Here is a 23546-nt window from a genome sequence, read left to right on the forward strand (position 1 = left end):
GGTCTGTAGTAGAAGCTCCGCTTAGCTACCTCGTACTCCTCTTTGTCAAGATTACCTTTACTAAGCTCTAGTGCCACTACTTCCATTAGTTTTCTCTTCAGCTTTAGCAAATCATTTTTAATTATATCGAATACCATAAAAGTATCAATATTTATATAGTCATGAACAACTCTAAAATTCATTTGATCGGCTCAGCATCGGAACAATCCTTGGAATATAGAAGGATTTTCTCAATACTTTCCAGCAGGTTTAAAAGATACATGAGGTCGTTCCTAATGCATGGTAACATAAATGATCTCCTTCTTTGCTCTATGAAGCACTATTGGATTTGCATACTTGGCTATAACAATATCGATACGCTTATTTGTAAGCAATTGTAGCTCATTTTTCAGGACTGAAAGCAACCGATAATCAACATTGTCTTCTACGAGAATATCAATGTCATTAGATACCTCTCCCCTGGCAGTTGATCCAAATACGCCTATTCTACTCAAGCCGAATTTCTCAAAAAAATTGTTACGAACCATAATGTCTTCCAACTGAGATATTTGATTAGTCTGCCCAAGCATTTCTATCACCTTCTTATTTTTCTACAATAATATTATAGTTAAATTTTACCACATAAACACAAGCATTGCTATCTTAACCCAACAAGTGTGGGAATTCATTCAATAGTCTCTCGTACAACTGTTCGTCTGATATCCTGTCAATATCATCAAGGGCAAAAAAGTTTGCATTATCGACTACTCTGCTTTCCATGGTATCTAACTTTTCGAGGATGCCATAGTTTTCTCGCCCAATTCCTACGAATTGCCAAAACAAAGTCAACCATAGAATTGGAGTGAAACGAACTGCCAACGCCCTTGACACCGCCGATATCAAGTATTTTTCCACTTTCGGTTCAATTTCGGTATCGATAAAGACGATGGGTTTCAGGTTCTTTTCTTCCTTTAAATACTTGCTGTAGCGAATGATGAAGAGTTTTACTTTATAAGTGAGGCAAGGTATGGCCTTCGGTTAATTAAGACCCATTAACTAATATGAAACCTCTTTCGATAGAATCAGTTTCCTCCAAAGGAAAGGTGCATTATAAAAAAATATCCTGCAACATCAAATTTGCAGGTACATATTTAACTTTTCTAGATCAATGATAAACCCAGCATTTAGCAGCATATCCAATCCTAAAAGTCCATTAATATCTTTGTAAATGTAGCTTGTAAAATCCAATGAACAATTATTAATGCAATATTCTCCGACCTCGACTTTGTCCACTTTCTTTACAAAAGAATGTTTCTTTCCCCCCTATGCCATAAGAGGTAACAATTTCATCCTCACCACTTATTCGTATACCTATTTCATCAACACAATCTTGGGTTAACAGGGAATGCAAGGCACCTGTATCTATTACAACATTGCTTATTTGCTTCGTTTTCCCTCTATATGTAATTTCAATACTAGTAAAAAGCAATCCATCTCTATATTCAATGCGCAGTTCTTAATGCTCTCCTCAATCCAATTCTCGTTCTCAACTTTATCACTACTACTTCATTTGCAGTATGATAAATCAAAACATTATCCTTAGATTCCAAAAGCTCACGCGTTGCTTTATCATCTGCTATAGGCCCAATTACGGCTATTTCATCCACATACTCCTTGTCGTTTTCAATATGTGATTTTAAAACTTCAAACTTAACAAACTGATTGGGATAAATATTTCTTACCTCATTCCACTTCATATAAAAACGCCTTCCCAAAATTTAGTATAAATTAGTATATCATAAAAATCAAAGCTTCAATAGCCAACCCTAGTCAACGAAAATAAATGGGAATAAGAACTTCGTAGAACGTCTCGCATTCTCGATGGCCCTGAGTAGTATCTTTATGTATCCTGAAATGCCTGTTCCCGGACCTGAAGATCTTGCTCCCGCTCCTTCACTGCCTTCTACCGTTCCCGAACGGACATGCCGAAATTCAAGCGGCCTGTCAATTCGGAGGAAAGGATGTGAAATAGTAAACTTGCATTCAAAAGGGTTTTATAATGTTTTGATTTAATCAAAAAAACACTGCAATCCCTTGCAGTGCCAACATTTCATCTGGAGCGGACGACGAGATTCGAACTCGCGATCCTCGGCTCGGGAATTCGATTCCTACCCTTTTACTTAATTCTTTCTAACATCATAAAGGCTTGTCTGACAAGGTTTTAAAGCTTTAGATATGATTAACCTTTTGTCTTTTTGATTCATTTTTTATCGTCTTTGTCGTCAAAATTGTCGTCATGTTTTTTGCCCTTGATAAGGTATTATAAATCAAGTTCTTCTCAAGTTACCTAATCCACACTTCTACCTCTGATTTCAGTGGAGCCATCGTCAGAATCGAACCGACAACCGTGTGGTTGTTCGTAGGTAGTATGAATTACTTTTTATTTTCTTCGTCGTCTACACGGTATTCATGTGCGACAGGTTTGTAGTCCGTCTTATATTTTTGATACTTTTCACCTTGAGGAACTGATTCCTCCTGATCCAAATCGTCCGTGTATTCGATTGGCTCTGTGCAGATGGCGTCAAGCAAAATTTTCTCAAGGTGTTCAAATTCCGAATATTGACCAAGGCTGGCCATCACAAATGCATTGCGGACATATCCGGCACTGGCAGCCAAAAGCTCTTTATCAAAGTAATAATCGTAATGCTCAACAAAGAAAGTCATAAGCATTACGATGGTTCGCGTGTTTCCTTCACGAAAAGGATGTACCTGCCACAACGGAGGAAACATCCTGGCAATCTGAGCGGCGAAATCTTCGCGGCTCAAATTGCGCCATTTTATCTTATTTAATGCTTTCCATGCTGAATCCAAGTCCTTCTTGATATTATCGGCATCAGAATACCAGACACTTATTCCTGCTAATAGAGGTTCACGCTTTTGGATGTTTATAGTCCGGAATTCCCCTGCCCAATCATATACATCTTCAAACAGAACCTTATGAATTGTCTTTATGCCTTGTGTAGAAAAAACATTAAAGCCCTGCTCATACAGCAACATCATGTTGGCTTGCGAGAGTTCCGCCTCGGCAACATCCAGCTCTTTTTCGTCGTGGATATTTAATAAATTGCGCAGGATAGAGCTTCCTTCATAAAGATACGGATCATTCATAAGCAATCCCTTAACTCTGTTTATGCTTTGCGATAAGCATTGCTTTCATTTCTGCACCAGAAATTTCTCCCCGCACCCACCGGGCTGAGAGCTTTTTTGCTTGGGTCGAGACAGGGACGCCTTCTATTTTATTCACGGCGTTGGCAAGTTTCACTGCCGCTAAACGCCGTGCGTGCAATTCTGGAGACATCCAATCAACTCCTTTAATAATATTATATCACAAATTGCAGTCAAATTTACAAAACAGCCACAGCATCGTCCCTTTCTTATTGACTAAAGGCGTTTATTATTCATATTTTATGCAGCACTTTTTATACTTTTTGCCGCGGGGCAAAGTCGTATGACTCTAACTCATGGGGATTAACCCCGATGATCTGGCTATGAACGTTTAAGGTAAACTCACCCGTGATCCACTGGCACCAGTAGTCCATCAGTTTTATTGTTCCGTTAAGCGCTTACCTCTATTTACGTATTTTGGTCAACTTATCTATTTACTCTCAGGCAATTAACACCGTTAATCTATGTACAGTCCCCTTTGGCGGAAAAGCAAATTGCGGACAAAAAATCGCCCCACACTTCCATAGTGTAGGGGATAGCTTTTTCTGATTCGACAGGCACTGGTGCTCCTAGGGCCCCCTATAGGGAGCAGACCCCTCCCTCGATCAGTAGTCTCAATCTTTTAGCTCTTTAACTTCTTCTTCCGTCATACCTGTTGCTTTAGCTATCTTTGAAATCTCCATTCCTAAGTCCAAAAGATTCTTCGCAACTTCTACCCTTCCTTCTACCCTTCCCTTCTGGATTGCTTCCCTCTGCCAGAGTTCTGCTTCCTTTGGATGCTCTTGTAACCTGTCTTTTCTTTGAGCTTTTATACTCCAATTGCTTTTTCGCGACATCCTGCTCAAGTGCCCGGTTGGACTTCTGTAGTGAATTGATATGGTGCAATATTATTTAGCGCTTCTCTTAGCGATAGGGCCTTTTATTATTGGTCAATCCCACCAGATAATCGATACTGGTTTTACAGAATTCAGCAAGTTTAATAAGCGAGGTACTAGGAATATCAAGGACACCGCTTTCATATCTGGAATAGGTTGTTTGGCTGACCTTTAGCATGGTGGCAAGCTCTTGCTGAGTCAAATCCCTGTCTTCTCGTAAATCTCGCAATCGCTGGTACAATGCATTCACACCAACACTATTTTATAGTATGCGATAATTGCATATTGATTATTATGCGAAAAACGCATAAATAGTGAGTGTAAACCACTATCGGGGTGAAGAATAACAGTATCCGTATCACTTATATGAAAGAAAAAAGACAACATCCAGAAGACCCCTTAATGAGTTCGACAAATTGCGGGAAGTACCAGGTCACCGAGCATCCGAGTAGCGGGAAGATAGGTTGGTGTCAGGCACCATGGTTCTTTCCGTGATTATATTTAGAAGGCTATTTTGCACATTGACTTATTCACTATACCGAAAGAAGGGAACTGGGACTCATTTATTTCAGAACCGGATTGCTTAGGTCTGGAAAAAAATACAAAACCATCACTTTGTATTGGTCCTGCGATGATAGGCAAGTATCCCTGAGAAATCCCTTTTCAGATTTGTATTCCTTCAGACCGCGGTAGTAAAACAGCTTATGTTCATGGTCAATGATAAAAGGGAGGATATCATTTTTAAGGCATTCTTTAAACATAATGATACGCCCTACTCGGCCGTTGCCGTCCTGAAAAGGATGGATGCTTTCGAACCTGAAATGGAAATCCACGATATCTTCAACTTTAATATCATTTTTTTGATGATAATCGGCAAGCAGTTTTTGAATTTCTCCGGCCACCTTTGAGGGAGCAGTTGTTTTCATATCACCGACTACGTTCGGTCTGGCTTTGTAGTCTCCGACACGAAACCACTCTTTGCGTTCATCGGAAGTATTTCTTTTTAGAAGCCGGTGGAATTCCTTAATCATATCCTCTGTCAGTTCCTCGTCCGCATGGGTAAGCATATAATCAAAGCAGGAAAAATGATTTACTGTTTCAATGATATCGTCAACATTTGCCGCTTCATCCGGTTCCATATTGACTGTGTTTGTCTCATAAATGTATCGGGTCTGATCCTCGGACAGGCGGCTGCCTTCGATCCGGTTCGAATTGAAAGCGAGTTTGACCTGAGTCTGATGGTACAGACCACCCTTTAGCTTCATCTCTTTTTCTTCCCACAATCGTTCCAGTAACCTCTGCATTAGGAGTATCACCCTTTTCTATACTGTATTATACTAATTATACCACATTTTTACTTAATATCACTTGGTTTTTGCTCTGAGTCATGCAAACTCAACGGGTTTAGTTCTACTGACTTTTGATATCATCATCAGAAAGTCCTTCATCAAGGCGCCAAAGCTGAAGTGTAATAAGTACTATTTTTCTTCATAGCTTAGTGTATATAATTTTTGCCTGCTACCGCTCATTGAGCTCCGTGCCCAGCCTTATTTTACTTTCAGCGTCCGCAGGTACGCCTTTGCTTCGTCGCCGATCCGATAGCTCTCAACCGCTTTCTGGATAGCTTTGTTGTGCGTCCACTTCTCTAAACGCTGTTCCCGAATATACTGCACAGCCCCTTCGTACTGCTTGGCCAATGCCGTTGCGAAATACCAGGCGATCATCATCTTGACATAGTATTCCTCCGACCGGATACCCGCCACAAGTTCAAGCATCTCCGACCGGAAAGCGTCATCAAGATAGAAGCTCATCAGCATTCCGATCCCGAAGCGCACCGTATAGGTCCGGCCGGATATCAGCCAGACTTTGATTTTTTCGTAGAGTTCGGGCAGATGCTTTTTAAATATCTTCGGTGAAATCAGGTCACAGGTTGCCCAGTTGTCTATGTACGGCAGAAACTCATCAACAGAGGCAACGGCGGCATCATAATCCCTGATCGTTTCAAGGAGGAAGCCATGCAGGTTATTTTCTTCATAATACCCGTGCGGCAGAGTTTTAAGAAACTCCGAAGCCTCCTGCGTTTTGGAAAATTCCCGGGCAAGCTTCCGCAGATCCGGCGTGCGGACGCCGATCACGGTTTCCGGGTTCACCGTCGGCATGAGTTTGCACGCAAACTCTTTGTATTTCAGATCCTGCAGCTCGAATAGCCGGCGCCGGATCTCTTCTTCTAGAGCGCTCATATCGTTTTACCTCATTCCTTGCAGGACTCCATTGTTCTGGTTCCTTGATGAAAGACAATTTGCCACCTTCCATCGAAGAACTTCCAAATTGAACTGCGCAATGAATTCCTCATTTCTTCTCTAGATTCATTGGTCTTAACTGCCCGATAGGTAGCTAGTACCACATCAGGCGATAAGACTTTCACTTGAAAATCCTCAATAATCACTGGAACTGCAGGAGAATGAGGTAATTCCTCGACAACTTGTAATTTATCGAATGTGCGCCCGGAAACTCCAAATTCAACAAAATCGTCAGCTAGAAGCATTGAAATTTCCTCTCTAGATCGACGAATCTCAGGTTGTAACAGTCTATCTTCCAGATCATATATTTGTTCATAGAGTAATGATACCATCTTCAATATTCACCTCCATCATGAAAAATTGCGCTGTAGATTCTATATGACATTAAGTAGTTCCAATCACTTGGTCAATCATCGTCAAAAGATACTCAGGGAAATCATCCGTATCATGTTCAACGGATATAAGTCGCTTTTTCATTCTTTTTCCGACTTCGACAGCCTCTTCTTTATTACCATACTTGCAAAGTAACTCCAGTTCATCTATCCTTTCAAACAAGGCTTCTCCACAAGCACTTTCATGTTTGTAACTTAAAAAATCGCCCTCCAAAAACCAACTCAAAGACCTTTCAAAATGCTCAATAATAACATCTGGATTGATACTTACCCTTCTTAGTACCGTATCTTTTCCATGGACTTCTTCGGACAGATCCCTCATCTGAAAATCCATATTAAAACCGTCAAAAGCTGTGAGCGCCCGTCCAAAATCATGTAAAGGAATATTCTTTCCATCTATAACCAGATAAACTTGATTTTCTTCTTCAGCATGTTGAATCCGGCATGTTCCAACGCTATTAAGGCTATATTGCTCCTTGTCGATTTGAATTGCATTATCTATAAAATACCTATCCGACAAATGTGTAAGCGTTTTATATCCAAGACCAGTCAATATCTTCTGATGCAAATGTTCAATTGCCACTGCCTGATTTTCTTCAGGCTTTACGAGTATCTCAAACTGATAACCACCCTCCATTTCTTCTGCTTTCCATACGGAAAACCCTGGCATAATCATATTTGAAATCTCAAATCGATGTATAATCCCATCGGCATCATAGCCTGATATAATCTTTGGAAAGTCATCCATCTTGCTTACACTAAGTAACTCAACCATATAATCATTATGACAATCCAAACAGAAATCACCGACATTTGAGGATTACGACCAGGTGGTCGCCGTTTCTCTTCCAGGATCCCAAGGAGGATGAGCGCCTGGGGTGTAGGTCAGATTCGTCACCAGTGACGAATCTGGATGGCCGTCACTGTCGGAGGAGGCAAGCAGTTTCGTCCCGTACTCTTCGCAGAGCTGCATTAACCTATCGGCCGTTCGCTGAGAGTAACTGACCGATTCCTTCAACCACTTGCCCCACTCTCCATAGGGAAGCAGGTCTTTAGCCTCCTTCAGGCGCTGGCCGATTTCAATGGCGCTGGTAAGGAGAATTTTCCCAGCCTGGTGTCTGATCGTGTTTATATCAGCCGCCGATCACAAGCGGCGTGCGATCTGTGATCAAATCCTTCATAAGACTATCTGCCCTTTCTGTTACTTTATTAACAGAATATGGGGCCAGGCTTATGCGTGTGACAAACCTCCTCCAAGAAAAGTCCACTGCCGTCACTTTACAGCCCAGCAGAATAGGCCAGCTTAAGGTAAATTTCGAGGGGATAGCTTTTTCCAAGTGAGCAATTGAATATAATTCCTCATAAATACAAGGAAATAAGGGATATCATCTGAATTTATGGGATAGCATTTTACGCAAGCAACTTCAGATAGACGAAAGCGATTTCTGGAAAGGCCTTCGAAAAGTAAATTTCTCCCGCTCATTTTCCTGAATCCTCGGAAGGAGAAGGGCCTGGCAGCAGGTCAAATTCGTCGGCGCCGACGAATTTGACCTGCCGCCGTCAGCGCCGGAAGCAAACAGTTGATCTCCATATTCTTCAAAGCTGCATCAGACTGCTGGCTGTGCGCCGGGAATAGCTTTAATAGCTCTAATTACAGCATACGCAGGCAGGCTTCGGATAGTGAAGACTTGGGGGGCGCAAACCCCAGCCGAGATCATGTCCGAAGCAGCTAACGTCAGCTGGTTCGGAGCATAGGCCCACCTCTTATTTCCGTCGTTGTCTTTCTGTTGCTTTCGCTTTGATATGTTTCACGATACGACCCGGCTCTTGCCCCCGTTTTCACATTAGGTATACTGTTTTTCTTACCTAAGATCGCAACACGCCTGGGAGAAATCCCCCAAAGCGCACCGGCTTGTTTTGCTGCACAAAATGCTTGTAATCTCTTAGATCAGGTTCACATCAGCTCCACAGTAACATCTTCGCGTCTTTTTTCATGAAACACCATGCGCCACTCCACATCGTCCACCGGCTCAAAGTGCAGTGCGGAGCAGGCTACATGGAGCTTGCCTTGGCCGCTGCCGCCGAAAATGATGGCAGTCGGACCATCTGCGCCACCAATGATGCCGATGCAAATGCTGTTGAATGCCTGTGGCTCATTGGGATTGGTGCGCTTCTGCCGAGGTTGGTCGGAACGAATGCAATCAGTGACAGTGAATGCACCTTCAGGCAGATCCGGCGAGAGCGTATAGCTCATCACAATATAGTGCGTCGGGAACTCCTGATTTTGGCTGTCAAAATGCTCATGGGACATTTCGTGCTGCTCATATTCCTGCACGGTCAGCGTATGCTGTGCGCCGGTGGTCGGGTGTGTAAACTCGATGCGCTCACCGGGCGCTGGTACATGGAAGTGCGGTCCCGACATAGCGACAGGCTCCTGCATCAGTGTTACGCTGAGCGTCGTGATCTGCGGTTTGCGTTTCTTCGTCCAAGGAAAAGCAGAGCGCCAGATTGCCCAGCCATAGGCAGGATCAAGGGCATAATGCTGGGTCACGCTCTTGGCCTCAAGGCCGTTGCCCTCTGGGAAGCAGGGATTCCATGACAAGCCGCAGCCATGAGCGCCTGAAAGAACAGTTCCGTTCAACACGACTTTCGGATTTATATTGATGGCCAGCGGATTTTCTGCGTCGATCTGTATCCGCTGCTCATCAGTAACGTCGGTTCCATCGTTCTCGATAGAGAGATTCCACTTGTCCATAAAGGAACGGATGCGCTCAGCTGGAACCTGTATGCAAAAGTCCACGACAAAGCCTTTACTGCAGGTGTAAATCGCTGGGATATGCCAGACTTCATCGTCCCAGACAAACTGCCTATCGAGAGAAATTTCCTTGACGGCTCTTTCACGTCCAGAATGCCCCCAAAAATTGCCGTCAAAGTAAACCTTCCATTCGGGTATCTTCGGCTCGACAGGAACCCACTCATAGTAATCTTCCGTATATTTAATGCGACTGTAACCAAATTCGGCCTGCAGCTCCTTGATATAAGCAAAGGGCTGCTCCATAGGCGCGAGCAACAGCTTCTCCCGAATGGCATCCAGCACAGCCTGCTGTTCACTCGTGAGAGGATTGTCCTGCAGGAAGGCGTCAAACTGCGCCTGATCCCAACAGTATCCCTGCTCCAGTGCCGCAGCATCGCCGTAAGCCAGCAGGAGCCGCAGGAAGTCCATAAAATCTCTTGCCACCGGATGCACATAGTTTCCCGGTGTATTCATCGGGCTGACGGCAAACACCATCTCGCCAAAGCCACGCACGAAGCAATAGTGGATACCATCCACACCGGCCCAGCCGATCACTTTCGCACCCTTGGGCGTGCAGAAGTAGTTGCTTTCGCTCTCGCCACGCTCCAAGCCAACGCGGGAGCCGTCAAGATTCAGTTTTAGATATCTTTCATAAGTGGTTGCCATCATGACCTCGCATTCTATGTATTCGCTGACTAGTCGGGATTTATCGCAATGTAGGATTATAGACTTTATCAATACTAATACTCTATTGACTCCACTATTACCAAAATCAGGATTCATTGCTTAGTTAGTAATTGTAAACCTACACTTCGAATAATTGTTACACCCTTAAAAATCTCCATATCTACCCCTTCTCGCGAGTAACTCCCCACCACATTTGAGACAACTATTAGCGCCAATTTGGTTCGCTACTTCAGCTTCTTTTTATGTATACCTTCTACATGCTGAGTTCTGACTTTTTTATTACTTGGGTCACCCGTGAGCAGAAAATCTGGCATCCTATTTCTATTAGCTCTTATAACTGCAAACACTTTCTAAAGCCTAAATTCTTCATTATTCTGTAAATTCCTGCCAACAATTGTTCCTTTTTACAATATTCTTTAAATTATACACTATTAGCACGGACTTTCTGCTTGATAGTCTATCTTGCATAGCTTACTCTGCGTAAAGCATAACACTCAGCTCAGACAATTCTATGTGAAAAAGGAGCGAAGCCTAAGATTCCCTTAGTTTCGCTCCCTCTAATCCCTGCATAGACTGTTTCACATCTCACCACAAGTCACTTAGAATCCCTTGGTAACCCGCTAGACCAGTTTTGAGAAGTTTTTCTTTGGAGGAGCGAGTTCAGGGGAGGAGACTCTGTCGAGTTGTTTCAATCGCTGAAGACTTAGGACCTGATCCGAGCGCGAAAGCTGATAATTTCGAGGGTGTAATGCCAAGCTTTTGCTTGCCCGGGATAGCGCAGTAAGAGACGTTCTGCCATGGATAAGCCTTCAGGGTCGTAGTCCCCCGAGTAGTAAATTAGTGTACCGCTGGTGGCTAACTTATCAAGCAAGAGCAAACTGGCAAGTTTGAATTGGCCATGTGTACAGACGAGAGGGGGATTCGGGGTCATTTCCTTAAGTCCCTGTAAGAGCTGCCACAAACCATATTTTAGTCGTCATTGTAAAAGTACCTCCTCAAAACCCTCCTTCATAACATCCTGTGCAATGTCACAGTCACTGAAGAGCTAATACCTTTGATAATCTACTGCTGTTGCTGACTGTGTTTCTATCTGAAACCAATAATAAATTACGTGATTTTCGTTACCCCAATTAACCTGAAGCTGAAATAAATATTTACCTTCCGCTTTGGGGAGAACGATTGAGTTTTGGTTTATTGGATACAAATTCAATTGTTTATTGCTATCTACTAACCTAACCTTGTATGTTGGCTTATCTAAACCCGCAACCTCGTCAGCCTTGAACTCAATCCGTGATTCTGGCTTAACCACACTGACTGGTAATTTCATAGCTTCGTCAATTCCTAAGCCGAAATTTGTATTACCAATCAACATGCCAGGCTGCGAAGTGTAGTTGGCGTCTCCCCTAGTCCAAATGAGCTTGGTCGTTCCATTGATAATTTCCAGTTTAGGAAAACGGGAACTATACCCGGCTTGCTCGGCGGTTAAGTGATCAGGGGTTTGTGCGACCTCTATGGTGGACGTATCGGCATTGTCGTACAATTTTGTAACAATATTTTTTATTTCTGGATTTTCAGCTATATAATCCACCTTTGTGTCTCCGATATGTCGAGATACCCTTATTTCATTACCGTTAACTGCAAAATCTATTGTTCTTCCGTTTCCGTCATTGAAGGCGAATAGAACAACCAAGTGTGATTTACATCAAGATTTCGGACACGTGTGATTTTGGAATTATTGAACTCCTGAATTATAGAAGACCATTTAACGGAAGACTTTCTGAACTCTTTAATCATGGTTATTCTCCTCTTGATCTGAGATTTGGAGCCGGATAAAGTTGCCAATCCTATCAATCGCGGAGTTTTAGAGTATGTCTCTACCAATTTGATGAGCGTATAAGCATAGTCGTTGGATTGTTTCGTATTGATTCGATCCATGGCTAAAGCGTCACAGGCAATTTCCTGATCTTCCCGCATTCGGTAAAAGGCGTACCAGATTAATGGATTGAACCAGTGGATGATTACTAATACCTGAGTTAGCCAATTTATCATGATGTCTTTACGTTTGAAATGTAATAGCTCATGTAACAATATATGGCTTATTTGTTCCAAACTAAATGTTGCGGATCTCCCCCAATCTCTGTCCAAACTGTATGTATTTCAATACAGCCTGCTGCAATTCCAATTTGGTCATGCTCTCAACATCATGCTCCGCGATAAACTTCTCCCGCTCCTCTTCCGGGATCCCAAGGAGGATGAGCGCCTGGGTGTAGGTCAGATTCGTCACCGGTGACGAATCTGGATGGCCGTCACTGTCGGAGGAGGCAAGCAGTTTCGTCCCGTACTCTTCGCAGAGCTGCATTAACCTATCGGCCGTTCGCTGAGAGTAACTGACTGATTCCTTCAACCACTTGCCCCATTCTCCATAGGGAAGCAGGTCCTTAGCCTCCTTCAGGCGACGGCCGATTTCAATGGCGCTGGTAAGGAGGATTTTCCCGGCCTGATGTCAATCAAGGAGCGCTTTTGAGAGTATTTCTGCCTGTTTGTCAGCGTCATCTTTTGAGAGAAGCCCTTTCGAATACCGATAACGACATCCATATGATTATCTCCTTCTAAGTTGGTAAAACTAACCATACAGTATTGAAACAGCATTTGGAAGGTGATATGATATGGACAAGAAGATCGGTATTGATACAGAGATCAAGGCAAATAAAGTAATTAAATTGTTTAGAGGAGGGAATAAACATATGCATGCCGTAAAAGCAAGTCCTATAAAGGCAACTGTCATAGAAGGTCATTACGCTCAAGATGTGATAAAAGAACTGATGACTAAGCCCTCTCCTATTGCTATTATTAGAAATAAAAGGGCTTCAGATCTAGTTAAAAAATTAAGGAAGTAACTTTAAAGTTGCAAAATATATACGATTTGCAAGACATGATTAAATTGGTTGATTTGTCTAAAGGTTATAGATTGAGTGATTTTGTCTGTGAATTTGAAGAGTATAACGAATTTTTAAGAGATGAAGCATTGGGATTGAGAAAACGCTGATGTTATTGCATTTATGTCGTTGTCGACTGACTCAATCAAGCTTTCTAATTCAGAAAAAGATGTACATAAGATTGGGTTTGTTAATTTTGAAGCAATACCTTCAGTGAAAATTGGTAAGTTAGCCGTTGATATAAATTATAAAAAGAAATATAAAGCATCGGATCTATAATGGTTGAATTAGCTAGAGGTATAACTGAGGATTTGAGGGAAATCGGAGTTGCATGCCGATTTATTACTGTAGACGCAGATACTAAGAACAATCCTAGTGTTGTTGACTTCTACTTAAAACAAGGATTTAAACTTAATGAGAAGTATAGAAGAGACAATACAAGTATGAGATTAGATATTTTCTCAGATATTGAAAATTTAGAAGAGGCAGGTACAAAATAGCTTGCCAATAGGATCTTCGGGAAATCGGGGGTCTTTTCTCGTTCCCAAAAACAGTACACTAGATTTTGCCTAATGTTTTTAGGTATCAAAATTATTCCCTATAACAATGCATCAAAATGCTGCTTTCAACCGTTCACGTTCACACCCCTAACCTGAAATGAATAAAACACAGGAATCTTAACAAATCACTAACCTTAACCGAATAGCACCGCATGGTATTTCCTGTGAAGGGGGTACCAACGGGGTTCTAAATAAGAAATAAAAAAGCACTTAAAATGGGTTTTTTCATTTCTTGTTTGTTCTCTCTATCAAATTCTTTCCTGCATAGACTGTTTCACATCACACCACAAGTCACTTAGAATCCCTTCTTGATAACCCGCTAGACCAGTTTTAAGAAGTTTTTCTTTGAGAGGAGCGAGTTCAGGAGAGGAGACTCTGTCGAGTTGTTTCAAGCGCTGAGGACTTAGGACCTGGTCCGAGCGCGAAAGCTGATAATCTTCGAGGGTGTAATGCCAAGCTTTTGCTTGCCCGGGGTAGCGCAGTAAAAGCCGTTCTGCCATGGATAAGCCTTCAGGGTCGAAGTCCCCCGAGTAGTAAATTAGTGTACCGCTGGCGGCTAATTTATCGAGCAATAGCAAACTGGCGAGTTTGAATTGGCCATGTGTACAGACGAGAGGGGGATTGGGGGTCATCTCCATAAGTCCCTCTTCCTCACAAAAATCTCGACAGAGATCTAAGAGGGCTGAGTAAACGCCCGAATTCTCGACGACATAGACCACCTGGCCAGCTGCGTAAGCCTTGTCAATTCGGACAACTTCCCGGAGGGGCAGGTTCAAGGTTACTTGTTGTCGGTAAGCCTCGGTTAAATAACCAAGGAGCTGATTATCAGCTGCACTTCCAGTGATTCCTGTACAGGTGACAAAATTCCAGAGATCATCTCGTAAAATGCCAAAAGAAAAATACAGCTCCGTCAATGCTTCAGCACCGGATAAGGCGAGGGTGAGCGGATCGCTTGCTCGCAGTTGGCTGCTCAAAATCTTAAGGGCCTGAAGGAGGATTCGACCAGTATCGCTGTTGGGGTCAAAACCGTGGGGGTCTTTTGTGATACGGCGGGCAAACATTGGCAAGCGCTCGATTTTATTCGGATGACGCTTGTTGATGGCTGCCAGGGCACTAAGCACGTGATGCATTTGGACTCTTAACTGGTCAAATCGCGTATCATAAGTTGTCTGAATTGAGCGGGTTCCTGGCTGCTTTTTGCTGATAGCCTCTAGCCAAAGCTGACAATAGGGTTCAGGATATTGGACTGCCAAGTCATTAAAGAATGTTGCTTTGGCTCGTTCCTTATGAGCTAGTCGGTCTGAATTGGAGAGCAGCGACTGTCCCTGAATTTCTTCGAGTAGACTTAATGCAGAGATGCCGCTGAATTTTGTGAGTTCTAAAGCCTTAGCAAAGCGCTCCAGAGAAATCGTGATTGATTTTCGTCGGGAAAAGTCTGCCCGGAACAGGGTTGAGAGGGCGTCACGCTCCTCGTCTTTAAATGAGGTTAGGGTTACCGAACCAGCCCAGCGGCCTAAACTCTGATACTTTTGGGCCATGGCCTTGAAGAGCCGGGCAAACCCCTTGGTTGAGGAGAAGTAGTCTTTAGCTTTTTGTAGCTTTTGCAGCTCATCCGATTTCAAGACAGTCTCTTCCTTTCCGTCTGGCCATATCTTCAGCCTTTGCTGGCTTACTTACTAACCTTACTTACTTGCTTGCTTACTTACTTTCTTGCTTGCTTGCTTTCCATACCTGCCTGCCCTATCGCTTAGCCTATCAAGCGCCGAACTTTACCATCCCAACTATAGCGGATCACGGTCACGTAGGAAGCATTCTTAGGCCGTACCAGTTCTGCGATAGCCAAATGAGATACGGTATCATAGTCACCCCAGAGGGCCTGGGAGTTCATGATATAGTTAAAGCCCAGTTTCTCTAGCAAGTCAAACATATCTCGGATGTTATTTTCATCGACTCCGGCAAAGGCTTCATCGAGAGAAATAATGCGCGGGGCATCTTCCCGAGCATCCGAGTACCGGGAATAGGCGGCTGAGAAAAGAGGAATGTACATTGCCATTGCTTTCTCTCCTCCACTAAACTGGAAGAAGGCACGATCTGTTAGTTCCTTCCAAATTTGCCCTTCTTTTTGGAAAAGCAGTCGGAATTCGAACCAATGACGATAATCAAGCATTTCTTTGATGATTTGGTGAAAGCTTTCTCCGAACCCTTTGACTTCTAATTGTTGTTTAGCCCGTTCAATTTTAACTCGAAAATGGTTGGTGATTCGTGACATATCGCTTTCTTTTAAGAGCCGTGGATCAGATTTGAGCAACTCGACTAAGTCCTGGGTATCGATTTCATCTTCATGGTCAGCAGTCCGTGGCTTCCAGCGGATTCTAAAACGGAGACCACTCGAGGTATCCCGTTCATCCATGAGTCGATTCATTTCTTCCACCCAGTGCTCGGCACGTTGAATTCGTCCCCTGATAATCCGGCCTACACTATTCATAATGATTTCTTCATACAATTCACGGTCCTTCTCATTGAGAAGTTGGCGTTGCAAGGCCATGTTTTTTTCTAACTGGGCGCGTAGGTAATAGGGATTAACCCTCTTGCCATCGTATTCCAGCATCAGCTGAACTCGACGGGCTTTCTGGCGGAGTTCCTCCCAGAGTTTAAGCCATAATTCCGGCGAGTCTTCCGTGGGAAGATTGAGTCCGGCCAGGGTTTCGAAGAGGGTGTTTTGCGTTAAACGGTACTCGACGAGATTACCCATTTCCCTGGTGAAGGCCTCATTAATCCGTTCCCGCAGGGTCTCCCGGTCCGGCGATTTTGTCTCCTTTGAGTCCTGAACGCTAATAATTCCCTCCGCTGTTTGAATTAATATCCCTTGGTGACTTGGTGGTAAGGGTGAGCTAGCGAGTGTTGAGGGGTTTGGCTGAGAGTTTGAGTTCCGCTCGTCTTCTGAAATATGATCAAACGAGGTTTGGAGGGTTTCCTCCGCTTGAAAAACATTGGCCCAGCCTTGTTGCAGTTGGGTAGCTAACCTAAGGTCACGCTCATTCTCGAGCATTTTTTGGTCGTAATCTTTTAGATCTCTAGTGAGTGTGCTAATCTGTTGAATACAAGTTTCTATTTCACTGGGCAGAGCATTAAGCCGCTTGATCACATTGTGAATGCGCTCGCGAATCTCGTCGGCGCCCAGATCTTGCAGGCGCTGTTCCACCTGAATTAATAAATCTTGGCAAGTTTGGGCTTGATCTCTAAGTTCGTTGATTTCCCCCCGGAGTTCATCTACGGCCTCAGAGGTGTTTTCCAGATGAGCTAGAACCGCACTTCGCTCTCTCCGAGTTGAATGCACCTGCTGATATAGAGATTCAATCCTGGTTAAGCCCTCTCGATAAGAAGAAATTTCTGCATGGGCCTTCCCATAGGAAAGCTCATCGAGTGGTAAGGTTAAGGTTCGACTCAGTTCTTTGACCTGAGCTTTAAGATTTCTCCAAATTTCCAGCGCTTTAAGAAGGACTTCATTTTTTCGCTGGACGTCTTTTCCTAGAATTTCCAGCTTTTGGCGGGCTTTATAGATAATATCCCAAGCTTCTTGCATAGACTGCTCGCTGGGAAAGGTTTGATATTCCTCTTCCAACTTGTCACTCTTTTGGTTCAGACTCTTCAGCCGGTTCTCTTGCTCAAGGACTTGTTGGTTCAGAAGTTCTCGTTCATCCTCCAGTTTCTTGATCTCCCGCAAGCGCAGTTGCCGTCGAGCTTCCTTTCCTATATATAAGGCAGATTCCGCCAGGGGAGCATGTCCCTTTAGTGCGCCAATCCGGTAGGAACCGCAGGTATTTAAACTGGTGTTGCTCTCTCCCTGACTATCAGCAACGAGGATGGTCCGGAGAATGTTCTCAATGTCCCCAGCCTGCACTTTACTTCCCTCTACGGGAGTTGGATAAAGGTAGTCTGCTAAGGTATGCGCGAGAATTTGGGGGGCTGGTTTAAGTACCCGGTCATGCACGGGAAGATTTTGCAAGGCTTGTTCTTGCTCGGATGTTTTGACAACATGTTCAGGAAGAATTAAAGCATCTAGAATACCCATCTCTTTCAAGGCACTCTCTAATCGTTCCCGAGTCGCCTGTGGAACATGATCGTGGAATTCCACTGCGCTGTAAAAGGAGACAAACGGGACCTTAATGTCTTGCAAGATTTTTCGGGCCTGATTTGTCAAGTCATGTCTTGCGGGCTCAGGGTCCTGGCGTTGACGCCAAACTTCAATCGCTTCGGATTTGACTTTAACTTCTTTCAGAACCTGTTCTTGCTCGTGTTTGACTTTAAGCAGCTCTCTTCGGATCTTGTCGCGAGCTCTATCCGTCGCTTGCAAGAGCGGTTCTCGCAGCGTGCTTTGGTTAACGCTTTCCGGAAACGACCTGGCTCGCAGGGCAAGGGTTTGCAGCTCGATATCCTGGAAGCGTAATTCTTGATTCATAGGCTGCCATTCAAACAACTGAGCCACCCAGGAGGACTGTTCCTCTTGAAGTAGATCCACCCACTTCTTTTCCTGATATTGCTCCTCGTCCCAGGCTTTTTTAGTCTCGCTAAGCGCCAGATCGGCTTCTTGGTACCTCTCTTTGGCTCCGGATTCTTGGCGAAGGAGCTTCATAACGTTCTCTAATAACCTTTGATAATCGAGAGCCTCCTTCTTCCAAAGGGCGAAGGAAAATGTCTGATCAATTTCTCGGTTGAATTCGTCAGCTGCCATCTCATGATTTAGAAAGGCTGATTCCTCGGCTAAACTGTCGAGTTCCTCAAGTTCTTCCTGGATCGTGGCTAAAGCGTGCTGCTCCTTGAGCTCTAATTGGCCGATTTGATCCTTAAGCGCACCTTCCTTAGACACGTTGTTCGTCAGTTGTTTGTTTTTACTAGCTAGGATCTCCTGGTTCTTTTGTTGCTCTTTCAGGAGCCTTTCTCTCTCTTTTTCTGCCTTGAAAACATCATGTTCCCCCAGGGCCTCTCGTTCTACATCTAAAACTTGCTGTTCCCGTTTAAGGATCGTCTCTGTTTCCTGCTGACTGACTAGGGCGATTTTAGCGTTTTCTCGCTCGAGGTGTAAGCGTTCCAACGCCTTGGTGGTCTGAAGAAGACGTTGGTGAGTGCGCAAGAAAGCTTCGGCTTTTTCGGCCCTTACTTTCTGGTTATACTGATCATAGTACCGAAGGAGCCGTTTCAGCGCTTGCTCTTCCTTCTGTAGCTGATCTAATTGGCTTTTAATCTGGTCCATATTTTCAATGGTATCCGAAAGAGGACGTAGTTCATCGTCCGACAAAGACGGCAGGGCCTCGTTTAAGATCTCGTAAACTACGGTGGGTCGAAAATCCTTGGAAAGTTTAGGGCTGCGCAATTGAATCAAAAGCTTGATTAAATCGTCATAGTCGTCAACGGTTTTAAAGCCAAAAAGGTAGCGATTTACCCGTTCCAGGTAATCCTTTTGAGTTTTGACCACCTCGCCGCCCTCAGCGATCCGATTTTCCAGTTCCCGTCGAGTGAGCGGAATTTTTTCCAGTTTACCATCCAGGGCTCGTTCAGTTTTGTAGAGTTGGATGTCAATCCCGATTCGGCGGTTATCCAGAAGAATAAATCCCCAAAACTCCAGGGCACCCTGACGTTTGGCCTTTAAACCGATGCCCGTGGTGATATGTTCCTGCGTACCGGGTCGATGATATTCCAGATAGAGGTATCCTGTCCGCTCATCGAGATCCGTTACATCCTTTTCTCCGAGCAGATAATCTTCCATACGACGAGCACGAGAACCAAAGGGGTCAAGACGATCGGGTGTCTTGCGCCCGTCCAAAAGGACGGGAATCAGGCTTTGCATCGTCACCGATTTTCCAGAGCCGTTGCTTCCACGCAAAAGCAGTTTACCGTCCGCAAAGTGAAATTCTTCCTCATCGTAGTACCAAAAGTTGAATAAGCCAGCTCGGTTTAACTGCCATCGCATTAATTGTTATCCTCCCTTATCCAATCACCATCGTCACGATCAGCCTGGGTTTGTTGTTTGTTCTTGTAATCCTGCGGATAATCCCCAGTCAAGCGGCCAAGCGCTGGTTGAAAATAAATTGAATCTCCTTCATCACTACGTTGGGCAAACGTCCAGTCCATGAGAAACGCCAGCAGTTCATCAGCGGTATGTTTAATCAGGCCCTCCCGAAATTCTTTGCTCCAGCCGTAACTATAAAGTTCTTTACAGTGTCTTACAGTTTGCTCAAACTGAAGAGGAGTTAGAGCCACCCGACCAAGAGAATCCGCCTTGCAATGCCCCTCGTTTAATTGTTGTCGCAAGGCGGAGCCGAATTGCAAGGCGATGTCCGAGATGCCTTTCTGATTGGGAAAGAGGGTCAAGGCGGATTTCGGTTCGGGTGCTATTAAAAGCGCCGTGTTACGGTAGAGCTCTAATTGTAAGCCGGTGTGTCTTTCTAGGTCCTCCTGTAAGCGAGCGCGGTAGTTGCGCAAGTAAAGAAAATCTGCGTCCTCAGAATTGCTGCGGTACATAGACGGGGACAGCAAGAGTTGCCGGTAGATTCGGTAGCGTCGGCGTGCGCCTAGCAGTTCATCTTCTCCCTCAAATGTCTCCGCAGCCAAAATGTCTTCTTTGCTGTTAAATTGGAAGAAATCCTTGGGATAGGAACGCATGAAATACCGGCTGACGACTGAAACTTCGTAGAGAACCTCTGAGCTTTCATTCTTCCCAAAGGTGCCAAGTTCGCCGTCAACGACGGTCAGCATTTTGAGTTCTGTCACGAACTGCAGAACTCTAACCAAGGATTTACGATGCTCATAATTGCGCCAATCGAGGGCCAGCTCTCCCGGGTAAAGTGCCTGGACCTCGGAACAGAGATCGGAGAGCAGAAATTGTTCATACCCTGTGATGCTCTCTAAGTAGGCGAGCACGCAACACAAAAGAGCGTAATCCCTGGGGTGTTGAAAATGCTCAATCCCCATCCACGCTTCCGGTACAGCAGGGATTTTTTCTAGTTTAGCGAAATGCCGGTGAACGATCAAATGGTAGCCCAATTTGTCCAGCACATAATCCTTTAGTGCATTTTCCCGATCCCGGATGATTTGATAGGCTTCCGGATCGTGTTCACGGAGAATCCAAAAGTTCTCAAGTAGAGTTATCAAGGCCTCTCTGGCCACTTCGTCGAAACCTCGCTTTTCGCTCATCGGGCTGCCTCCGCCAGATCATCAAACAAGAAGATGTAATCGGGCATTGCTAAGAGACCATCCTCGCAATGTAAATTGATTTGGCGGTCACTGGCTTTCTCAAGGGAAAAAGTGCGTCCGGTTTCCGTTTTTCCTTGGCGATTAGGGTTGGCCATGCATTTACTGATCCAAGTGAGCAACGTTTTACGGATAAACGTCGTCAGCTCAGGAAGGTTGCGCAGGACAATACAATTATTTTGAATGAGATTATCAAGTAATTGTTGTTCAATTTCCTTTTCCCTTAAATAGGTCTCTAAGGCAGCTTTTTTGCGTTCCGATTGATCAACAACCGCATTCGGTCTGCCTTTTTCTCTGTAGTTTCTTACCTTAGGCCGAATCTCGATTTCGGAGGGTGGTTCATCCCAGATCTCGACTTCGAAACTTTCCGTCTGCTTGGGGCGATCGACCCATAAGTGGCGCGTATGGAAGACGCCAAAAACACAGGCTGAGAGTTCATGAGCCTCTTGTACGGTATCTAAGTTGGAAAACCACTTAGCCAAGTGTAAATAATCCAAGCGTCGGTTGCGCAGATTGTGATGAGTTTCGCCAAGACGCTGGGCAAAGCGGGTTAGACGGCGGATAGTATCATTGGTTGCATTCTGGAGATAGAGCAGATCGCTTTCGCTGCCGCCATCTCCCAGGAACCAGGTTCTAAGACTTTCCCATTGATTTTGAAAACGTTCCATCAGTTGCTCTTTGCTGGGACGGACGTCCAGACGGGGAATAGACAGTTCATAGTCTGCGACACATTCCGTGAGTTTTTGAGAGAAGGTCAAGGGGGCTTCCTCAAGTAAGCCTTCAATCCGAAAGGAGGTTCTCTGTAAGCTCGTCATAAAATTACGGAGGTACTCTGTTAACGCCTCTTTATAGACCAGAAAGGCGTCAGTCATCATTTGTTCCTCTACTTTTTCACTATGCAGGTGGGCCAAGTAGTCAGCCGCATTATCTGTCAGACGATGAAAGTTCTCATACAGGTCTTGCCAGAGAAGATAAATTTCTTCATTCGTTTTACTAAAAACAGCGTCTGATTTCACCCAGGCGACGGTCAGGTCCATTAAATTACCCAATAAGCGATCAAAAAGGGTTCGTTCCAGTGATCCTCCAAAGCCTGAACCCAATTGCTCAAGGCCTAAAACCATCCGTTCGATTTCAATTGTGTAGGGTGTCAACTGATAACGAAATTTTCGCTTCTTAAATTCCTCGATACTAGCTACTCGTCCTGTGTCTTGTCGCGGTATAAGATTCTTCCAGCTAACCAGTTGATCTAAATCCTGCAGGAGCTGCTCCTCAGTGTACTCTCGAAAATGCGGATCCTGCTTCAAATACTGCAAAATCTCTTCGAGAACTATGTAGTAACGTAGTCGTTCGTGTTGTAGATAAATGTAACGCAAAATAGAGCGATAACGCCAAGCGTTCAAAACCGTCAAATAGGTTGCTTCTTGAATAGGCTTAAGAAGTTGTTCATTCATTTCATTTACCTCTAAAGTGTTTTTCGTCTATTAACTCATTTTTCCATATTAGAAGTTCTTATCTAAAACCATCACAATCTGGACCTGATCCATGATTTAAACCCTCCCTATTTACTCCATCCTTGCTATAGTCTCAATATATCACAGGGAGTAGACAAATCTTTGAAGCAGTTGCCTCATAAAAGCATGGACAAATTAGTGTCACTTTGAAACAACTTTCGAAATTCATAGCAAGAACATCATTCCGCTGAAATCTCTTTCCGCTCCTTTTTCTGTCGTGCCTTATCCAGGCGTTCTTGATACATCTCTCGAATCCAAGTACTCACAGGTGCCTTCCATTGTTGGCTTGGGCTGGGGATATTTTTGATCAGACTTCTTGGATTTAATCCCATCTCTCTGGCCATTTTCAGGGTTTCGTCGTTCAGTCTGCATTTCTTTTTTGCTTCAGCCCATTCTGTTTCTTTTTTTATATTACTAGCCATGCAGTGTTCCTTTCTTCACACAATTCATTATTCAATTGTATTCATAAAGCTCCGATTGAACAGACATTTCGCGCAATTCTCAAAGCTTTAAGGTCATCCTAATATCTCGTACAACCTCATCAACGCCTCGTCCAGCCCTTTATGCGATAATTTGCTTTAGAGTAAAAACGACCAAAATACTTAATATCCAAGCTAATCTCACGCAAATAATGTGTCTTTTCTGACTCCGTAAGTTCTATTTTCGCTAGTGGTTTTGAATATTGATCAAAAAACTCTATTAATCTGTTAGATCCTATCTTCTTCGTCTAAGCGCCGTTCAATCTCTTCATCAGTCAAGTCAAACTCGCGAGCGTATTCCCGTGCCCGTTGTCTCTGCGCATAATAATCCTGTTTGCGTTGCTCTCTTTCAAGTAAAGGATTCTGCTTCCCACGCCCTACATTTCGTAAGCTTCGATAAATAACGTAACTGATGAGTGAAGTGAATAGCAGCATGATAATACTCTGAAGTGGATTTCCAAAGCCAAAACCTATGATCACACTGTTCACCTCCGAAAAGTCTTGTTTCCTTATATTCTAAAAAACCAGCTCTCCTGGTTTATAGCCGGCAGGCAATTCCT

At 44.1% G+C, this 23546-nt stretch carries 25 protein-coding genes and 4 pseudogenes; 2 read left to right on the top strand and 27 right to left on the bottom strand.

Annotated features, from left to right (window positions below; all coding sequences use genetic code 11):
• The 21 genes and pseudogenes from UF75_RS29630 to UF75_RS28340 form a co-directional block, all read right to left on the bottom strand.
• Positions 1 to 182 (bottom strand): annotated as a pseudogene (locus UF75_RS29630) (hypothetical protein); the annotation flags it as partial.
• Between the two features lie 90 nt (positions 183 to 272).
• Positions 273 to 569 carry a nucleotidyltransferase domain-containing protein gene (locus UF75_RS15255; RefSeq protein ID WP_034143222.1) on the bottom strand — a complete coding sequence of 99 codons (297 nt, stop codon included), beginning with the start codon at positions 567 to 569 and terminating at the stop codon, positions 273 to 275.
• Positions 570 to 642: 73 nt separating this feature from the next.
• On the bottom strand, positions 643 to 870 hold the full coding sequence (locus tag UF75_RS30135) for a VWA domain-containing protein (RefSeq protein ID WP_242860252.1): 228 nt from the start codon (positions 868 to 870) through the stop codon (positions 643 to 645).
• Positions 871 to 1110: 240 nt separating this feature from the next.
• Positions 1111 to 1272, bottom strand: coding sequence for a hypothetical protein (locus tag UF75_RS30140; RefSeq protein WP_242860253.1), 162 nt, complete (start codon positions 1270 to 1272; stop codon positions 1111 to 1113).
• Between the two features lie 209 nt (positions 1273 to 1481).
• Positions 1482 to 1736, bottom strand: a complete 255-nt coding sequence (locus UF75_RS15270; protein ID WP_045575457.1) for a hypothetical protein — start codon at positions 1734 to 1736, stop codon at positions 1482 to 1484.
• Between the two features lie 676 nt (positions 1737 to 2412).
• Positions 2413 to 3147 (bottom strand): Fic family protein, encoded by a 735-nt coding sequence (locus UF75_RS15275; protein ID WP_045575458.1) that lies wholly within the window; start codon positions 3145 to 3147, stop codon positions 2413 to 2415.
• A 10-nt stretch (positions 3148 to 3157) separates the two neighbouring features.
• Positions 3158 to 3337: an antitoxin VbhA family protein gene (locus UF75_RS15280; protein ID WP_045575459.1), complete on the bottom strand. Its 180-nt coding sequence runs from the start codon at positions 3335 to 3337 to the stop codon at positions 3158 to 3160.
• Between the two features lie 481 nt (positions 3338 to 3818).
• The gene (locus UF75_RS29150) at positions 3819 to 4040 is read right to left on the bottom strand and encodes a hypothetical protein (RefSeq protein ID WP_052693304.1); all 222 of its coding nucleotides are present in this window, start codon (positions 4038 to 4040) and stop codon (positions 3819 to 3821) included.
• Between the two features lie 67 nt (positions 4041 to 4107).
• Positions 4108 to 4320, bottom strand: a complete 213-nt coding sequence (locus UF75_RS15290) for a helix-turn-helix transcriptional regulator (RefSeq protein ID WP_045575460.1) — start codon at positions 4318 to 4320, stop codon at positions 4108 to 4110.
• Between the two features lie 322 nt (positions 4321 to 4642).
• Positions 4643 to 5383 carry a Fic family protein gene (locus UF75_RS15295; protein ID WP_197079421.1) on the bottom strand — a complete coding sequence of 247 codons (741 nt, stop codon included), beginning with the start codon at positions 5381 to 5383 and terminating at the stop codon, positions 4643 to 4645.
• Positions 5384 to 5626: 243 nt separating this feature from the next.
• Positions 5627 to 6319 carry a DNA alkylation repair protein gene (locus tag UF75_RS15300; RefSeq protein ID WP_045575461.1) on the bottom strand — a complete coding sequence of 231 codons (693 nt, stop codon included), beginning with the start codon at positions 6317 to 6319 and terminating at the stop codon, positions 5627 to 5629.
• A gap of 11 nt (positions 6320 to 6330) precedes the next feature.
• Complete coding sequence (locus UF75_RS15305) at positions 6331 to 6711, bottom strand: DUF4440 domain-containing protein (RefSeq protein ID WP_045575475.1); 381 nt, start codon at positions 6709 to 6711, stop codon at positions 6331 to 6333.
• Positions 6712 to 6763: 52 nt separating this feature from the next.
• On the bottom strand, positions 6764 to 7546 hold the full coding sequence (locus tag UF75_RS15310) for a hypothetical protein (protein ID WP_082075170.1): 783 nt from the start codon (positions 7544 to 7546) through the stop codon (positions 6764 to 6766).
• 62 nt (positions 7547 to 7608) lie between these two features.
• Positions 7609 to 7952, bottom strand: a pseudogene (locus UF75_RS27225) (DUF3102 domain-containing protein); the annotation flags it as partial.
• Positions 7953 to 8237: 285 nt separating this feature from the next.
• A pseudogene (locus UF75_RS27230) lies at positions 8238 to 8409 on the bottom strand (DUF3102 domain-containing protein); the annotation flags it as partial.
• A gap of 316 nt (positions 8410 to 8725) precedes the next feature.
• Complete coding sequence (locus UF75_RS15320; RefSeq protein WP_045575476.1) at positions 8726 to 10231, bottom strand: hypothetical protein; 1506 nt, start codon at positions 10229 to 10231, stop codon at positions 8726 to 8728.
• Positions 10232 to 10955: 724 nt separating this feature from the next.
• A complete protein-coding gene (locus UF75_RS15325) occupies positions 10956 to 11213 on the bottom strand; it encodes a DUF2399 domain-containing protein (protein ID WP_045575464.1) in 258 nt (85 codons plus the stop codon).
• A gap of 84 nt (positions 11214 to 11297) precedes the next feature.
• Positions 11298 to 11840 (bottom strand): hypothetical protein, encoded by a 543-nt coding sequence (locus UF75_RS15330; protein ID WP_045575465.1) that lies wholly within the window; start codon positions 11838 to 11840, stop codon positions 11298 to 11300.
• A 56-nt stretch (positions 11841 to 11896) separates the two neighbouring features.
• Positions 11897 to 12397 (bottom strand): M56 family metallopeptidase, encoded by a 501-nt coding sequence (locus UF75_RS15335; RefSeq protein WP_082075171.1) that lies wholly within the window; start codon positions 12395 to 12397, stop codon positions 11897 to 11899.
• A 16-nt stretch (positions 12398 to 12413) separates the two neighbouring features.
• Positions 12414 to 12743, bottom strand: a pseudogene (locus UF75_RS15340) (DUF3102 domain-containing protein); the annotation flags it as partial.
• The gene (locus UF75_RS28340) at positions 12701 to 12847 is read right to left on the bottom strand and encodes a hypothetical protein (protein ID WP_156146470.1); all 147 of its coding nucleotides are present in this window, start codon (positions 12845 to 12847) and stop codon (positions 12701 to 12703) included. The gene UF75_RS28340 and the pseudogene UF75_RS15340, both read right to left, overlap by 43 nt.
• Positions 12848 to 12918: 71 nt before the next feature.
• On the opposite strand from UF75_RS28340, the gene UF75_RS15345 reads away from it, so the two are divergent.
• The gene (locus tag UF75_RS15345; protein ID WP_045575467.1) at positions 12919 to 13149 is read left to right on the top strand and encodes a hypothetical protein; all 231 of its coding nucleotides are present in this window, start codon (positions 12919 to 12921) and stop codon (positions 13147 to 13149) included.
• Between the two features lie 317 nt (positions 13150 to 13466).
• Positions 13467 to 13688, top strand: coding sequence for a hypothetical protein (locus UF75_RS26375; protein ID WP_156146471.1), 222 nt, complete (start codon positions 13467 to 13469; stop codon positions 13686 to 13688).
• A 308-nt stretch (positions 13689 to 13996) separates the two neighbouring features.
• Here the strand turns inward: UF75_RS26375 and UF75_RS15355 are convergent, their stop codons facing one another.
• From UF75_RS15355 to UF75_RS15380, 6 genes are all read right to left on the bottom strand, one after another.
• Positions 13997 to 15370: a TIGR02679 family protein gene (locus UF75_RS15355; RefSeq protein WP_045575468.1), complete on the bottom strand. Its 1374-nt coding sequence runs from the start codon at positions 15368 to 15370 to the stop codon at positions 13997 to 13999.
• 125 nt (positions 15371 to 15495) lie between these two features.
• A complete protein-coding gene (locus tag UF75_RS15360) occupies positions 15496 to 19716 on the bottom strand; it encodes a TIGR02680 family protein (RefSeq protein WP_045575469.1) in 4221 nt (1406 codons plus the stop codon).
• Positions 19716 to 20939 (bottom strand): TIGR02678 family protein, encoded by a 1224-nt coding sequence (locus UF75_RS15365; protein ID WP_045575470.1) that lies wholly within the window; start codon positions 20937 to 20939, stop codon positions 19716 to 19718. Before UF75_RS15365 ends, UF75_RS15360 begins: the two co-directional genes overlap by 1 nt.
• The gene (locus UF75_RS15370) at positions 20936 to 22447 is read right to left on the bottom strand and encodes a TIGR02677 family protein (protein ID WP_045575471.1); all 1512 of its coding nucleotides are present in this window, start codon (positions 22445 to 22447) and stop codon (positions 20936 to 20938) included. Before UF75_RS15370 ends, UF75_RS15365 begins: the two co-directional genes overlap by 4 nt.
• 239 nt (positions 22448 to 22686) lie before the next feature.
• Positions 22687 to 22929: a hypothetical protein gene (locus tag UF75_RS15375; protein ID WP_045575472.1), complete on the bottom strand. Its 243-nt coding sequence runs from the start codon at positions 22927 to 22929 to the stop codon at positions 22687 to 22689.
• Positions 22930 to 23214: 285 nt separating this feature from the next.
• Positions 23215 to 23466, bottom strand: coding sequence for a hypothetical protein (locus tag UF75_RS15380; RefSeq protein ID WP_197079422.1), 252 nt, complete (start codon positions 23464 to 23466; stop codon positions 23215 to 23217).
• Positions 23467 to 23546 lie beyond the last annotated feature (80 nt).

Source organism: Desulfosporosinus sp. I2, from assembly GCF_000960765.1.
Classification (GTDB): Bacteria; Bacillota; Desulfitobacteriia; order Desulfitobacteriales; family Desulfitobacteriaceae; genus Desulfosporosinus.